The sequence below is a fragment of the Faecalibacterium sp. DFI.5.82 genome (assembly GCF_029076575.1).
Taxonomy (GTDB): Bacteria; Bacillota; Clostridia; order Oscillospirales; family Ruminococcaceae; genus Faecalibacterium; species Faecalibacterium duncaniae.
Genome location: NZ_JARFIS010000802.1, coordinates 1 through 299 on the forward strand (window position 1 = coordinate 1; position 299 = coordinate 299).

The 299-nt window shown below is 60.2% G+C and carries 1 pseudogene; it reads left to right on the forward strand.

Going from position 1 to position 299, the window contains the following annotated elements:
• Positions 1-277 (forward strand): annotated as a pseudogene (locus tag P0G09_RS18975) (hypothetical protein); the annotation flags it as partial.
• Between the last annotated feature and the right edge of the window lie 22 nt (positions 278-299).

Consider the following 299-nt stretch of genomic DNA (forward strand, 5'->3'; position numbering starts at 1 on the left):
GCCGCCGCAGTTTGCACCGGCCAGGCAGGCAGAAACTTCTTCAATACGGGGGTCTTCCTCAACCGCCATGAACTTTGCGGCCAGCACCAGAACAACGGCACCGATCGCCGAACAGCGGAACTTCAACCTGCGGCTGCAGGCCAACAACGTCAACTTTGACCAGTACCTCAAGGTGCGGGGCCAGACCGTGGAACAGTTCCGCACCGAGCTCCACGCACAGGCAGAGCAGATCTTCCCCGCGATCTGTACCACGGCAAGGGTGCTCTGGAAGCCCTGAAGTCCTTTACCGGCAAAAAGGC